We start from the raw sequence: 13,494 nt of genomic DNA on the forward strand, positions 1-13,494 counted from the left end.
AGTACCAGAGACATCATTGTCTCTGGTACTGTTGTATTAAGGTTTGGGTTACAAGCAGGGTAAAAACCTGGAGAAACCGAGACAAAAATCTCGGATCGAGGGGCAGGTAAAGTATGAATACTGATAATCTTACAACTGAACAGCTTGAAGAAATAGAAAAGAAATACGATCCTGAAATGGCCTTTCGCCCAACGGGACGGAAAATAGCTTTTCTTATCACCCTGCTGCTAGTGTCTATGTCGATATATCACTTCTACGCATCAGGTTTTGGCCTGATCAGAGAAGTTTTACATCGCGGCATTCATATTTCCTTTGTACTAAGTCTTGTTTTTCTTCTTTTTGGATATCGCAAAGATATCAAACCAACTCGTATAAAAACCGGCTTGTTTCAGTTCGATGGCATCTCTATTCTCGATCTAATTTTTGCAATTTTAGCCGTAGGCTCAGCGTTGTATTTACCGCTTTTACCGCCAGAACAGCTCGCGGTACGAGTAGGAAACCCCTCTCAGAACGATGTTCTGATGGGGACAATATTGTTGATACTGACACTAGAAGCTGCACGACGTTCCGTTGGCCCAACGCTCCCTATTATTGGTATCATATTTATACTATTCGCTCTATTCGGCCCCTTTGCTCCTGGCGCACTTAAACATGGTGGCACAAGCTGGACAGGTTTGATAAATCATCTCTATCTAACCAATCAAGGCATATACGGGATCGCCATCGGTGTGATGGCCCAGTATGTATTTCTGTTTATTCTCTTTGGTGTTCTCGCAACCCGTATTGGGCTTGGCCAACTTTTCATTGATTTAGCGATGGTGATCGCAGGACGTTATTCCGGTGGGCCAGCCAAGGTCGCAATTTTCTCCTCAGCATTTATGGGGACAATATCAGGGTCCTCAATTGCCAACACAGTCACGACAGGTGCTTTGACAATTCCAGCAATGAAACGTGTAGGATATCCTGCACATTTTGCAGGTGCTGTCGAAGCAACGGCATCCACTGGTGGACAGATCACCCCACCTATTTTAGGTGCGGCGGCTTTCATTATGGTCGAATATCTCGAAATCCCTTTACGGGACATTCTTGCGGCAGCTTTGTTCCCGGCCCTCCTTCATTATTTCGGCATTTTTATAATGGTCCACTTAGAAGCCAAGAAGCTTGGTTTACGTGGCCTCTCAAAAGAAGAACTTCCAAAGGCCGTAATTGTCTTAAAGCAACACTGGCTTTCCATTATCCCCTTAGCCATTCTGGTTTATTTAATCTTGAGTGGGAAAACGCCTGATTTTGCCGCTGTTTATGGGATCATTGCTTGTGTTGTCGTCGGTTTTTTAAACCCAGTAAACCGCTTAACCCCCATGGATTTATGGAATGCCCTGTCAGCAGGTGCAAAAAACACCCTCGCCGTTGGCGCTGCCGCGGCATGTGTTGGAATTATCGTCGGTGTTGTCACCCTCACGGGCGTTGGATTTCGACTTGGATATGTTGTTATTCAAACAGCAACTGATTTGGGGCAGACTGTCGGCAGCATCTGGCCATTATCTTTCTTTGCTATCGAACAATGGGCACTATTCTTCACTTTGGTTCTTATCGCTGTTTCCTGTATTATTATGGGCGCAGGAATACCAACAACGGCAACCTACATCATATTGGTTGCTGTCGCGGCACCAGCACTGGCTCAACTTCAAATTCAGCCGCTTGTTTCTCATTTTTTTGTTTTCTATTACGGCGTACTGGCTGACATTACACCTCCAGTAGCACTCGCCGCTTATGCCGCTGCAGGCATCGCAGGCGCGAACCCTTTTCAAACAGGAAATACAGCTTTCAGATTGGGAATTGCAAAAGCGCTAGTGCCTTTTGTCTTTGTCTATTCACCAGCCCTGCTTCTTGTTGCTGATGGCTTTACCTGGAGCGCCTTTTTCATAACTCTATCAGGCGCTATGATGGGTATAAGCATGATAGGAATGGCTTTTGCAGGCTATTTTCTTACCCATCTAAACAACTTACAACGCTGGTGGTTAGGTCTAATCTCGTTGTTGTTCATTGCACCGGGCCTAACGACAATGGCCATAGGGGCGGTACTCTTTATTCCCATACTCTGGGTTCAGTACAGGAAAAGCACACATAATAAGGTCCACGTATAAGGAAAATCAGGAAGCTTTTAGGGACGCATTTCCTTGACCGCAGCGGTTAAAATATCAATAGCACCATCAACATCAGCCTCTGTCGTAAAGCGGCCCAGACCAATGCGTAAAGATGATAACGCCTGATTTTCGTTTAATCCTAACGCTCTAAGCACATAAGAAGGATCAAGATCTGCCGAAGTACAAGCTGATCCCATAGAGAGGGCCAACCCCGGGACCGACTTCATTAAGGCAGCCCCAGAAATATCGTCAAAGGTTACATTTAGATTACCTGGAATCCTTTGTTCGGGATCGCCATTAAAATGTATGCCCGTTAAGCCGGCCTTCAATCCTTCTCGCAATCTCTGGCTCAAAGATGACAGACGATCATATTCGCCAAACATCTCTTCGTTCGCAAACTGAGCTGCGGCGCCAAGCCCGACACAAAGAGGCGTTGCCAGTGTACCTGAACGCAGTCCCCGTTCCTGACCTCCGCCATCAATCAAAGGTTCAAGACGAATACGGGGGCGTCTACGCACATAAAGAGCACCTATACCCTTTGGACCATAAATTTTATGCCCGGAAATGCTCATCAAATCGATTTGCATTTTATTCACATCCAGAGGGATCTTCCCTACGGCTTGGGCCGCATCCGTATGAAATTTTGCCCCTGCTGCCTTACAGATTTCTCCAATACGGCTCAAGTGTTGGATCACGCCGATCTCATTGTTAACCGCCATAATGGAAACCAGTGCCGTATTTTCGGTTACAGCCTCTGCCAAGACATCCAGATCAACCAAACCCATGTCATCCACGGGCAGTCTAAGAACCTCAAAACCTTCACGTTCCAGGCGGTTTACAGATTCCAAGACACATTTGTGTTCAACGGTTGTGGTAACAACCCGATTACGCGATGTTCCGTTGCCAAGAATACGAGGGTTATCACGCAGAAAATGAGCCAGCCCTTTGATTGCCAGATTGTTAGATTCTGTAGCCCCTGATGTAAAAATAATTTCCCGGGGATCAGCACCAATCACATCCGCAATTTGCTGGCGCGCTTTATCAACGACCTCTTCTGCTTCCCAGCCATAAGCATGGTCAACAGAGTGCGGATTACCAAAGCTCTCACTAAAGAAAGGCATCATTGCCTTAACGACACGAGGATCGGTAGGCGTTGTCGCCTGATAATCGAGATAGATAGGTTTAACTGATCGATTGGCTTTTTTGTTCTGCATTACAGTTTAAACGCCTTCATTAGACATCTGTGGGTCGTTCCCCCTTACGTTGGAACAAAGCAATCCACGCATCGGCAAAGCGATCCAAATCTTCCGGGCTAGAATTCCATCCTGTCGAGATCCGAATTGCTTCGCCGGCCACCTTGTCATCTGCGCCCATAGCTTTGAGAACGTGAGAGGTCTGGACCTTTCCTGAAGAACAAGCAGATCCAGAAGAAACTGCATAGCCCTCAAGATCGAGTATCATCAACTGGGTATCCGATGGTACGCCGGGCATTGTTATTGTTGTCGTATTGGGAACTCTGGGTGTATTAGCACCAAATACCCGCGCCATCGGAGCAGCGGTCAAAAGTTTTTGTTCCATGGCCTCACGAACTTGGGTTTTCTTCTGCATATCAGAAAGCCCCTCAAGAGAGAGCTTTGCCGCAATACCAAAGCCTGCAATCCCAGGCACGTTTTCGGTCCCGCCACGGCGACGGCGTTCCTGACCACCCCCGAGTTGCTGGGATGTAATCTCAAGGCCTTTGCCCAAAATCAGAGCGCCCATTCCTTGCGGACCACCAAGTTTATGGGACGAAATTGTCGTAAAATCGATGCCAAGTTCTTCGCAGTTGATGCTTACTTTGCCTGCGGCCTGAACCGCATCACAGTGGACCAATGCCCCTTTATCATGTGCAAGTTTCACAATCTGATCAATCGGCTGTAATACGCCCGTTTCATTGTTGGCCATCATGACAGAAACCAGCGTGTTCTCGCCATCTTCGTCGAGCAACTTTTCCAAAGCAGCTAATTGAAGATTTCCATTTTCATCCACAGGAATTTGCAAAGCGCCTTCACAAACCTGCAATACAGAAGGGTGTTCTATAGAAGACACTAAAATCCGATTGCGACCTGAACCTTTGAGCACCAGATTATTGGCTTCGGTTCCCCCAGAAGTAAAAACCACGCGGGCTGGCTTGCTGCCCACAAGTGTTGCTATTTCCGCGCGAGCATCTTCGACCAGCCGTCTGGCCGCGCGTCCGTACTCGTGAATAGAAGATGGATTGCCCGTTTGCTTAAGAGCAGAAGTAACGGCTTCAATGACCTCAGGCCGAACAGGTGCCGTAGCATTGTAATCAAGATAGATGGAACGGCGCATTTCAAGGTCTCATGTATTTTTTAAGCATAGGGAAATCATTCCCAAGGCAGCAGCACAACAAACAAAAGCATATAAGATGGATTTATACACTGGTTACAAACAATAACTTATTACCAAAGCATTCTACAGAATAACTTATCGTTACTCTGCCGCAACACCACTGTTCGAACTTGCGTTAGAACCATGATCACCTGCACCAGCATCACAAGGACCAGATGGCAAAAAGAAATCTGATCCTGGATCAATACGATGTTCGATTACATCTGCCAAGGAAACACTGTTTAAATAGCTGTATATATGATTGGAAAGCCCCAGCCACAAATCGTGTGTTATGCAACGGCTTTTATCGCTCCGACACCCCTGTGGACTGGAAGGAACACAAGCTGTGGCTTTAATTGGTTCTTCGACGGCCTGAAAAATATCTGAAATCATGGTTTCGTCGGATTTTTTTGACATCCTGTAACCGCCACCGGGACCACGAACCGACGTTACAAGACTTTCCCTGCGCAACTTGGCAAATAGTTGCTCAAGATAAGACAGGGATATTTCCTGACGTTCAGCTATTTCGGCAAGAGATACCGGGCGCTCGTTTGCATAGAGAGCCAAATCAACCATGGCCATAACGGCATAGCGACCTTTAGTGCTTAGTTTCACAGCCCATCACTCCTGAACTTTTTTATTTATCTGGCCAAAACCAACTCATCACAGCCTTAAAATATCAGCGCTGCGAATATCAACATTTTCCTGGCGGAGAAATATCGTCTCCAGCATTATCGGTCTTATCCGCTTCTGCTTTTTTTGTCAGTAGATTAGATTGAAAATCGTCCTGACCTTCCAACGCATTTATACGCCTGCGCAACGTCTGAACTTCATTTAAAAGTCCTTCCAGTGTACGTCCTACAGGATCAGGAACATCCCCTGTTGGTGTTCCATAAGCCACAAAAGGTTGTTCATCCACCACTGCCGGTGCTTTAGGATTCACCACTTTACCCGGAATACCCACAACAGTAGCACAGCATGGTACATCCTTGGTCACGACTGCATTTGCCCCAATGCGGGCATTGCATGCGACCACAATGGGACCGAGCACTTGAGCTCCCGATCCTACGATTGTACCGCACTCCAAAGTAGGATGTCGTTTGGTGCCCCGCTGAGCATCGGAATCAACACTAGGGGCAACCCCTCCCAAAGTCACGCCATGATAGAGCGTCACATTGTCGCCGATAACAGATGTTTCTCCAATCACAACGCCCATGCCATGATCGATAAAAAAGCCCTTCCCAATAGTCGCACCGGGATGAATCTCGATTCCCGTAATAATTCGACCTAGATGCGACAAGCACCGAGCAAGTAAATACCATTCATGACGCCAAAGTTTATGGGATAGTCGATGGAGACTTACTGCCTGAAAACCGGGATAACACAGCACGACTTCAGCGCGAGAACGCGCAGCCGGATCCCGTGACATTGTGGCATCGATTTCAGCTTTTAATCTCTCGAACATGTGTTCGTTCCTATAACTACCTTTTACTTTCTTGAAAAAGGTGTTTGGCTAAGAGCTACCTGTAGATTATATACAGTGCATTGGAATAACACTGCACATCCTTTGCGATATAATAATCCGGGTCGCTAAGGTCAAGTGCAACAAGTGTTTAGGCAAACTACACAATAACTTATGTGAGGGTAGTCTAGACAGGTGATCGGCTGAAATAAAGCCTCGAAGTCAACTATAGGGAACAGTGACTGTATGCCTGATATTATTCTGAACGGCCCAGAAGGTCGTCTTGAAGGACGCTATTTTCACAATCCAACCCCCAATGCTCCGATTGCGTTGATGCTACATCCGCATCCTCAGCACGGCGGCACAATGAACAATAAAATCGTTTACACGATGTTCAACTCTTTCAAAGCACAGGGTTTTTCAGTTCTGCGCTTTAATTTTCGCGGTGTGGGACGTTCTCAGGGAACGTTCGATGACGGCGAAGGCGAGCTTTCCGATGCTGCATCAGCACTCGATTGGCTACAATCCGTCAATGCCAACGCCAGCCAGTGCTGGGTATCCGGCTTCTCCTTTGGCGCCTGGATCAGCATGCAGTTGCTCATGCGCCGCCCGGAAATTGACGGCTTTGTCTCCATCGCCCCGCCAGCTAACATGTTCGATTTCAGCTTTCTGGCACCCTGCCCGTCATCTGGCCTGATCGTTCAGGGTGAACGCGATGATGTCGTTCCAGAATCCGCAACGGCAAAACTTGTGGACAAGCTAAATTCACAAAAAGGCATTGAGATCGACTATCGGATAGAACCGACCGCTGGTCACTTTTTCGAAAACGAAATGGAAATCATCGATAGCCATATCCAAGACTACGTCAGCCGCAATCTAATCCCGGCTGAAGAATAACACTCTCCCGAGTGATAAATATGAAAAGGCCACTGATTACATTTGTAACCAGTGGCCTTTTTTGCAACTTTGTCACCGTAATTGGATAGGTTACTTGCTCGGTTTGATTGCTGCCTGCGCCTTTAACCTCTCTGTAAAAGGATTGTTTTATGGAATTCGTGCAATGACCTTAATTTCAAAATCAAATCCAGCCAACCAATTAACCCCAAGCGCAGTCCAGTTCGGGTAAGGTGTTTCATCGAAGAAACGGGACTTCACTGCCATAATTGTTTCGAACTGAGCTTCGGGATCAGTGTGAAATGTTGTTACATCGACAACATCGTCCAGAGTACAATCTGCTGCTTTGAGAACACTCTGAAGATTTGTAAAGGCCAATGTAACCTGCTTTTCAAAATCAGGCTCAGGAGACCCGTCCTCTCTCCCGCCAACTTGTCCTGAGACAAACAATAATTCGCCCGAGCGCACTGCTGCCGAGTATTTGTGGAGCTCGTAAAGCTCCTGTCGATCTGCTGGAAAAATAACATCGCGTTTAGCCATTTATATTTACCTTATTTATTAAGAAAGTAGCACGAAAGGTCAGCCCCAAATTGACTGCAAAGCGCACTTTAGCTTTCGAGTTAGATTCTCTAGACTTCGCCTAGCGGAACGATTATTAATATACGAACCGTATGTTTAAATATTTCATCATACGAAGCGTATGTCAACAAATATACGCACCGTATGTTAATGGGTAAGTAAAATGGCACCACGTAACCGAGCAGAAATGGTTGAGCAAACTAAATACATGCTGATAAAGACTGCCCGTAAAGCCTTTGCCACCAAGGGATTTTCCGCTGCATCCATGGATAATTTAACCGCCGATGCCGGACTTACACGCGGTGCTCTTTATCATAATTTTGGGGACAAAAAAGGACTTTTACGCGCTGTAATAGACCAAATAGATACCGAGATTGTAGCCCGTTTAATCACGGCTCATGACCAAGCACCGACGCCTTGGCAAGGTCTTATGGATGAAAATATCGCCTTCATTAAAATGGCGCTAGAACCAGAAATTCAACGTATCATGCTGCTTGACGGCCCCGCCGTTCTGGGCGATCCGTCGCAATGGCCAAATCAAACAGGCTGTTTGCGTAGAACATCTCAATCCATCCGGCAATTGATCGCGGATGGTGTTGTCAAACCAGTAAACCCCGAGGTTACTGCCAGGTTGATTAACGGGGCTGCGCTAAGTGCAGCATTGTGGGTCGCCACTGAGGATGCTTCGCACACGGTCCTTGAGAATGCTATTGAATCTTTTCGTGTGCTAATGACAGGCCTACTTTGCCACTCACATTGACTTCGTCTCGATATATGTCAAAGAAAGAATCAGGTAGCCCGTTTTTACGATCATCTATTTATCAGAAATATAATCGCCAGCCAGTGCTGGGTATCCGGCTTCTCCTTTGGCGCCTGGATCAGCATGCAGTTGCTCATGCACCCGCCCGGGAATTGACGGCTTTGTCTCCATCGCCCCGCCAGCTAACATGTTCGATTTCAGCTTTCTGGCACCCTGCCCGTCATCTGGCCTGATCGTTCAGGGTGAACGCGATGATGTCGTTCCAGAATCCGCAACGGCAAAACTTGTGGACAAGCTAAATTCACAAAAAGACATTGAGATCGACTATCGGATAGAACCGACCGCTGGTCACTATTTCGAAAACGAAATGGAAATCATCGATAGCCATATCCAAGACTACGTCAGCCGCAATCTAATCCCGGCTGAAGAATAACACTCTCCCGAGTGATAAATATGAAAAGGCCACTGATTACATTTGTAACCAGTGGCCTTTTCACATTGCCTTGAACCGATATAACCGTGAACGGATATCATCGTTTATCAGGTCGCTCTACGCCTTAAACTATGCCTCTAGCGTTTTAAGCTTGTTTATAAACTCACCAACTTGGTGTTCAAGCTGTTCAGCCTCTGTCGCAAGTGTGGATGCAGAAATTTGAACTTCATTCGCGGCCGATCCTGTCGATGTCGCGGTTTCCCGTACCCTTAAGATACTTGAGGAAACCTGATCCGTTCCTTTCGCTGCCTGCTGTACAGCATTTGAAATCTCAGATGTGGCAGCACCTTGTTCTTCAACAGCAGAAGCAATCGCAGTAGATACCTCATGAATAGAATTAATGGTCAGAGAAATACTTTGAATTGCTTCAACTGCTTCTTTGGTTTCCAATTGGATTGAACCAATTTGGGTCGAAATGTCTTCAGTTGCTTTCGCCGTTTGATTCGCCAGAGACTTGACCTCTGAAGCGACAACAGCAAAGCCTTTACCCGCATCTCCTGCTCTTGCAGCCTCAATCGTCGCATTGAGAGCTAAAAGGTTGGTTTGTTCAGCAATGTCATTGATTAACTTAACAACCTCACCAATTTTTTCTGCCGCGGCAGCAAGTCCTTCAATTTTAGTATTCGTACTTGATGTTTCCTGGACCGCATTATTGGCAATATCAGCTGACCGCTGTACCTGGGAACTAATCTCGTTAATAGAAGCTGATAACTCTTCTGTTGCTGCAGCAACAGACTGTACATTACCAGAAGCTTCTTCTGCGGCCTGCGTAACAATGGTGGCTTGATTAGATGATTCCGATGCGGCAGTTGCCATACCTTCAGCAGTGACACGCATGGTATCTGCAGAGTTTGATACAGAAGATATAATCTTCCCAATAGAGGTTTCAAAATTAACCGCCATTTGCACCTTAGATTCGTGGTTTTTAGTTGCCATTCTTTGCTCTGTAGCACGCTGCTCATCACGCGCAATGTTCATCTCTTCTTGCGCTTGTGTCGCTTCTGATAATGCTTGTGCTGCCTGACGGAAGGCTGATTCCAGTTTAACTGCGAGCCATAACAAGACGACCGTTTCTCCAATTACAATGACAGCATGAAGAACAACACGTGCAAAATCGGCTCCCGATGGGAAAATCGCCAAAGGCATTAAGAAGTTTAGAGCAAGGTGATGAACAGCCACTGTGGCTGCTGCCACGACGATTGCGCGCCAACTACAAAGGGCCGTGATCATGGCTAAGCTGGCAAAGAAATACATATGAATATCGATTTGCCAAGGATGCCCTTTAAAGAGATAGGTTATGATCGCAGGCATCAGGCTAAGCCCAACAGCGATAATGTATAGCGTGGCCGGCGCTTCTGGTCCCGCAAACTTCCAAGTCAATCCAACCGCTGCTGCGACGATAACAGTTATAATCACAGCGTCGACAAACGGGATGCCTAAAATTATGCCAATTATTGGTACGGCAATGATGTGGGCGAAGATAAAAATCGTAAACATCTTTGCCGCCCGACTACGGATGGTACCGAGATCATTCATAAGGGTATTCTTTCATTCACAACGAGCATTAATAAAAAAAACAGCCACCTGTCGTAACCGCATCAAGCAAAAGGAGTGCACCTGGAATCTGGATCATTGAGGTATCTAATTTTGCACCTAGATCTATCACTACAAGATTATCCCAAAGCCCCACTCTTACAATCCGCGCATCTATTTCTGCGAGGTAAGAATGGATCTGTTGAAAAGTAATATTTGGCGGAAACAAGACAGCTATTTGTTTTGTCATTTCTGGCGGGCGAAAAAAGAGGTACACAAAATACATGCTGCTAAACAACAACAAGAATAAAGCTGGGAAAAAATCCTTCAAAGATGAACAATTATTCCTGTCCTTATCGCTATATTTTCCCCGCATAAATTAAGCCTTAAACTTCGAATTGGAAAATTCACTCTACACTATTTGTAAATAAACCATTTTTTATTAGGAAATGATTAAGTCTATCAAAAATCACCCAACATAAATGAGGCCGTCATACAGGTATGACGGCCATTTCAAGTCAAATTCAGAGGGTTATTAAAAGTATTATATTAATCAATCGCCCGCTTTAATCATCATGCTTACCCTTTCAGCTCAACCGATAAACATCGTTAAGCAGCGTGTAACACCCCGCCCAAACAAGGATCAGGAACTTTCGTTGTTGATGGCAGAGATAACGGCAGGCCAAGCTGGCTACGCTTGGCGAGGAAGGCGAAGGCTTGTGCTTCTAGGGCATCTCCATCCCAACCGACGTTTTCTACCGGGTCAACAGACGTTTTAAGCCCTTCACGCAATGCATCCATCAACACAGGGTTGTGCCGACCGCCACCAGTGACAAGCCACTTTTCAGGAACCTGCGGAAGATACGAGAGTACTTTTGTATTTACCACTGCGGTGAAGGCCGTCAAAGTCGCAGCCCCATCTTCTGGACTCAAGCCTTGGACGTACTCGCTTGAGAAGTCATAGCGGTCTAAAGACTTTGGCGGGTCCAGAGAGAAAAAGGGATTATCCAACATCTTTGTTAATGCTGCTTGGTCGACTTTGCCAGACGAAGCAATGCGCCCATCCTCATCCATAGATTTTCCAAAATGCTTAAATATCCAGTCATCCAGAAGTCCGTTCCCAGGCCCTGTATCGCAAGCAAGGACAAAACCATTGGGTCCAAGATAGGTGATATTCGAAACGCCACCAATGTTTAAAACAACAATTGGTTTGTTCAGGTCCCGCGCCAACGCTTGGTGATAAAGTGGGGCAAAGGGGGCTCCTTCCCCACCAGCAGCAACATCTGCAGATCTGAAATCATTTACCACCGGGATGCCACAAAGTTTAGAAAGCAATGCGCCATCGCCAATTTGTTTGGTTATACCGCGAGCCGGATCATGAAAGGTTGTTTGCCCATGAAATCCGACCAACTCAATATCTGAATACTTAAGAGCCTCTTTTTGCAAAAGCTGATGCACCGCGTCATTGTGCCAATAGGTTAAAGCTTCTTCGGCCTCGGTCGTCTCTTTACTTGCTCCCATCACAGATTCAAGCTGCGCACGTTGCTCAGTTGTGTAGAGCAGACTATGGGTGGGGCCTTGTTCAAAGACCTCTTCACCATCGCTTTTGATAAGCGCCACATCGATGCCATCCATGGACGTTCCACTCATCAAACCCAAGAGCCACTGCTGTGTCATACCATTCCCGCCTTACGCTTTTACTGATTTCAGACACCTAAATCCGAATAGATATTAACATGAAAACACAAGGGATACATCGTATCGAAGATTGTTTCCTTAAGGGGATTGTGTTAAATCCCTGCGGCTACGGCAAGTAGAGGATTACTTTTCTGTCGTACTTTTTACAATAATTTTGACCTTTTTCGAACTAAGCGAGATTTACAATGACCGCGCCACAAGCAAGCAACCATCGTTCAGAATTCCTTCGTGAGCTGAGCACGCGTGGCTATATCCATCAATGCACGGATATGGATGCCCTGGATTCAAAACTCGAAAAAGGTCCAATCTCAGCTTATATCGGCTTTGACTGCACAGCAGATTCTCTGCATGTCGGCAGTCTCGTTCAGATCATGTTGTTACGTTGGCTGCAAAAATCTGGCCACAAACCTATCGTTTTGATGGGCGGAGGCACCAGTAAAGTTGGTGACCCTTCATTCAAAGACGAAGCTCGCAAGCTGATCACTGATGAAGAAATTCAACACAACATGGACGGTATTAAAAAGGTCTTTTCTAAATACCTGACCTTTGGCGACGGCCCAACAGACGCTGTGATGGTCAATAACGCTGACTGGCTCGACAACATCAACTATCTTGAATTCCTTCGGGATTATGGCGTGCACTTCTCCGTCAACCGTATGCTCAGTTTTGATTCTGTTAAGCTACGCCTTGATCGTGAACAATCTTTATCGTTCCTTGAATTCAACTACATGATCCTACAGGCTTATGATTTCATGGAGTTGAACAAACGTCAGGATTGCCTATTGCAAATGGGCGGATCAGACCAATGGGGCAACATTGTCAATGGTGTCGATCTCACGCGCCGTATCAGCCGGAACGAAGTCTACGGTCTGACGTCCCCACTTCTCACCACCTCATCAGGCGTCAAGATGGGCAAGACCGTCGGCGGTGCTGTGTGGCTTAATGAAGAGCGTCTGTCCGTCTATGATTTCTGGCAATACTGGCGCAACACAGAAGACGCCGATGTCGGCCGTTTCCTGCGTCTTTTCACCGAACTTTCCGAAGATGAAATTAAACGCTTGGAAACAATGGAAGGTGCCGGCATCAACGAAGCAAAAAAAGTTCTCGCCACTGAAGCAACGAGACTTTGTCACGGACTGGAAGCGGCTCAAGCTGCAGCTGAAACTGCACGGAAGGCCTTCGAAGAACGCAGCATGAGTGCTGACTTGCCAAGTTTTGACATTGAAAAATCTCGTCTTGAAGAAGGAATTCCAGCCTTCGTACTTCTCAAAGAAGTCGGCCTCACAACCAGTAACGGTGAAGCCCGCAAGCTGATCAAAGGTGGTGGAGGTCGTTTAAACGATGTCCAAATCAAAGATGATAACCTGTCTATTTCTCTAACAGACCTGAACGCCGAAGGATCTATCAAGCTTTCAGCTGGCAAGAAAAGGCACATTCTGGTAAAACCCGTTTAATCAGACACATTAAAAAATTGCATCATATAAAAGGGCTGTAAGGTTACAGCCCTTTTTCTTTTGCTCTATAAATTTTCATGTTGATT

General features: G+C 46.3%; 13 protein-coding genes. 5 read left to right on the top strand and 8 right to left on the bottom strand.

Annotation, left to right across the window (positions count from 1 at the left end; genetic code table 11):
* Positions 1 to 113 precede the first annotated feature (113 nt).
* On the top strand, positions 114 to 2,144 hold the full coding sequence (locus ACFSKO_RS11090; protein WP_380251472.1) for a TRAP transporter permease: 2,031 nt from the start codon (positions 114 to 116) through the stop codon (positions 2,142 to 2,144).
* Positions 2,145 to 2,161: 17 nt separating this feature from the next.
* Here ACFSKO_RS11090 and ACFSKO_RS11095 read toward each other — a convergent pair whose 3' ends face one another.
* The 4 genes from ACFSKO_RS11095 to cysE all read right to left on the bottom strand — a co-directional run bounded on the left by ACFSKO_RS11095 (position 2,162) and on the right by cysE (position 6,000).
* Entirely contained in the window at positions 2,162 to 3,358 is a 1,197-nt protein-coding gene (locus ACFSKO_RS11095) for an aminotransferase class V-fold PLP-dependent enzyme (RefSeq protein ID WP_380251474.1), read from the bottom strand.
* A 19-nt stretch (positions 3,359 to 3,377) separates the two neighbouring features.
* Complete coding sequence (locus ACFSKO_RS11100) at positions 3,378 to 4,496, bottom strand: cysteine desulfurase family protein (protein ID WP_380251476.1); 1,119 nt, start codon at positions 4,494 to 4,496, stop codon at positions 3,378 to 3,380.
* Between the two features lie 141 nt (positions 4,497 to 4,637).
* A complete protein-coding gene (locus ACFSKO_RS11105) occupies positions 4,638 to 5,150 on the bottom strand; it encodes an Rrf2 family transcriptional regulator (protein WP_380251478.1) in 513 nt (170 codons plus the stop codon).
* Positions 5,151 to 5,229: 79 nt separating this feature from the next.
* A complete protein-coding gene (gene cysE, locus ACFSKO_RS11110; protein WP_380251480.1) occupies positions 5,230 to 6,000 on the bottom strand; it encodes a serine O-acetyltransferase in 771 nt (256 codons plus the stop codon).
* A gap of 243 nt (positions 6,001 to 6,243) precedes the next feature.
* Between cysE and ACFSKO_RS11115 the strand changes: the two genes are divergently transcribed.
* Positions 6,244 to 6,894: an alpha/beta hydrolase gene (locus ACFSKO_RS11115; protein WP_380251482.1), complete on the top strand. Its 651-nt coding sequence runs from the start codon at positions 6,244 to 6,246 to the stop codon at positions 6,892 to 6,894.
* Between the two features lie 147 nt (positions 6,895 to 7,041).
* On the opposite strand, the gene ACFSKO_RS11120 is transcribed toward ACFSKO_RS11115, so the two are convergent.
* Positions 7,042 to 7,431, bottom strand: a complete 390-nt coding sequence (locus ACFSKO_RS11120) for a RidA family protein (RefSeq protein ID WP_380251484.1) — start codon at positions 7,429 to 7,431, stop codon at positions 7,042 to 7,044.
* Between the two features lie 202 nt (positions 7,432 to 7,633).
* On the opposite strand from ACFSKO_RS11120, the gene ACFSKO_RS11125 reads away from it, so the two are divergent.
* Together ACFSKO_RS11125 and ACFSKO_RS11130 are read left to right on the top strand one after the other, a co-directional pair.
* Positions 7,634 to 8,230: a TetR/AcrR family transcriptional regulator gene (locus tag ACFSKO_RS11125; protein WP_380251486.1), complete on the top strand. Its 597-nt coding sequence runs from the start codon at positions 7,634 to 7,636 to the stop codon at positions 8,228 to 8,230.
* 187 nt (positions 8,231 to 8,417) lie between these two features.
* The gene (locus tag ACFSKO_RS11130) at positions 8,418 to 8,663 is read left to right on the top strand and encodes a prolyl oligopeptidase family serine peptidase (protein WP_380251488.1); all 246 of its coding nucleotides are present in this window, start codon (positions 8,418 to 8,420) and stop codon (positions 8,661 to 8,663) included.
* Positions 8,664 to 8,792: 129 nt separating this feature from the next.
* Here ACFSKO_RS11130 and ACFSKO_RS11135 read toward each other — a convergent pair whose 3' ends face one another.
* The 3 genes from ACFSKO_RS11135 to ACFSKO_RS11145 all read right to left on the bottom strand — a co-directional run bounded on the left by ACFSKO_RS11135 (position 8,793) and on the right by ACFSKO_RS11145 (position 11,933).
* The gene (locus ACFSKO_RS11135) at positions 8,793 to 10,259 is read right to left on the bottom strand and encodes a methyl-accepting chemotaxis protein (RefSeq protein WP_380251490.1); all 1,467 of its coding nucleotides are present in this window, start codon (positions 10,257 to 10,259) and stop codon (positions 8,793 to 8,795) included.
* A 28-nt stretch (positions 10,260 to 10,287) separates the two neighbouring features.
* Positions 10,288 to 10,632, bottom strand: a complete 345-nt coding sequence (locus tag ACFSKO_RS11140) for a hypothetical protein (RefSeq protein WP_380251492.1) — start codon at positions 10,630 to 10,632, stop codon at positions 10,288 to 10,290.
* A 233-nt stretch (positions 10,633 to 10,865) separates the two neighbouring features.
* On the bottom strand, positions 10,866 to 11,933 hold the full coding sequence (locus ACFSKO_RS11145; RefSeq protein ID WP_380251494.1) for an anhydro-N-acetylmuramic acid kinase: 1,068 nt from the start codon (positions 11,931 to 11,933) through the stop codon (positions 10,866 to 10,868).
* Between the two features lie 206 nt (positions 11,934 to 12,139).
* Here ACFSKO_RS11145 and tyrS point away from each other — a divergent pair, with 206 nt between their 5' ends.
* Positions 12,140 to 13,408 (top strand): tyrosine--tRNA ligase, encoded by a 1,269-nt coding sequence (gene tyrS / locus ACFSKO_RS11150; RefSeq protein ID WP_380251496.1) that lies wholly within the window; start codon positions 12,140 to 12,142, stop codon positions 13,406 to 13,408.
* The last annotated feature ends 86 nt before the right edge of the window (positions 13,409 to 13,494 follow it).

It is taken from the genome of Kiloniella antarctica, assembly GCF_042682825.1.
GTDB classification, from domain to species: Bacteria; Pseudomonadota; Alphaproteobacteria; order Kiloniellales; family Kiloniellaceae; genus Kiloniella; species Kiloniella antarctica.

Coding starts and splice junctions, on each gene's coding strand:
- ACFSKO_RS11125 (WP_380251486.1), top strand. CDS start 7,634: ATGGCACCACGTAACCGAGCAGAAATGGTTGAGCAAACTAAATACATG.
- ACFSKO_RS11130 (WP_380251488.1), top strand. CDS start 8,418: ATGTTCGATTTCAGCTTTCTGGCACCCTGCCCGTCATCTGGCCTGATC.
- cysE (WP_380251480.1), bottom strand. CDS start 6,000: ATGTTCGAGAGATTAAAAGCTGAAATCGATGCCACAATGTCACGGGAT.
- ACFSKO_RS11100 (WP_380251476.1), bottom strand. CDS start 4,496: ATGCGCCGTTCCATCTATCTTGATTACAATGCTACGGCACCTGTTCGG.
- ACFSKO_RS11120 (WP_380251484.1), bottom strand. CDS start 7,431: ATGGCTAAACGCGATGTTATTTTTCCAGCAGATCGACAGGAGCTTTAC.
- ACFSKO_RS11140 (WP_380251492.1), bottom strand. CDS start 10,632: ATGCGGGGAAAATATAGCGATAAGGACAGGAATAATTGTTCATCTTTG.
- tyrS (WP_380251496.1), top strand. CDS start 12,140: ATGACCGCGCCACAAGCAAGCAACCATCGTTCAGAATTCCTTCGTGAG.
- ACFSKO_RS11145 (WP_380251494.1), bottom strand. CDS start 11,933: ATGACACAGCAGTGGCTCTTGGGTTTGATGAGTGGAACGTCCATGGAT.
- ACFSKO_RS11135 (WP_380251490.1), bottom strand. CDS start 10,259: ATGAATGATCTCGGTACCATCCGTAGTCGGGCGGCAAAGATGTTTACG.
- ACFSKO_RS11115 (WP_380251482.1), top strand. CDS start 6,244: ATGCCTGATATTATTCTGAACGGCCCAGAAGGTCGTCTTGAAGGACGC.
- ACFSKO_RS11090 (WP_380251472.1), top strand. CDS start 114: ATGAATACTGATAATCTTACAACTGAACAGCTTGAAGAAATAGAAAAG.
- ACFSKO_RS11095 (WP_380251474.1), bottom strand. CDS start 3,358: ATGCAGAACAAAAAAGCCAATCGATCAGTTAAACCTATCTATCTCGAT.